The sequence below is a fragment of the Massilia hydrophila genome (genome assembly GCF_020208145.1).
Lineage (GTDB): Bacteria > Pseudomonadota > Gammaproteobacteria > Burkholderiales > Burkholderiaceae_D > Telluria > Telluria hydrophila.
In genome coordinates, this window is record NZ_JAHYBX010000082.1 from 1 (window position 1) to 390 (window position 390).

Consider the following 390-nt stretch of genomic DNA (forward strand, 5'->3'; position numbering starts at 1 on the left):
TAAATAATACGGGCCGGGGAACAGTCGCTAAAGATAATATTGTGTTTCGGGATAAATTATCTGATTACAATTTATTCAAGGGCAAAATTGCTGATCTTGTTCCAAATGACCAGGGGGTCTCTTATGAATTAGCTTCGGCCCTATTTACAGACTATACCGATAAAAAGCGTGTCATCTTTCTTCCTAAGGGAGGAAAAATGATCGCCACAGACGATGGTTTGCCCAGCTTCCCCGATGGTACCATCATTGCCAAAACTTTTTTTTATCCCCCGAGAGATGCGGTAGGGGACTCGAGACAGTGGCTGCTTGAAACGCGGCTTTTGATTCATAAAGACGGACAGTGGAACGCAGCTACCTATCAATGGAATGCGGCCCAAGATGAAGCTTTTC

1 pseudogene is annotated in these 390 nt (G+C 44.4%); it reads left to right on the forward strand.

Features of this window, described 5'->3' with window-relative positions:
- Positions 1 to 390: pseudogene (locus LE190_RS22330) on the forward strand (hypothetical protein); the annotation flags it as partial.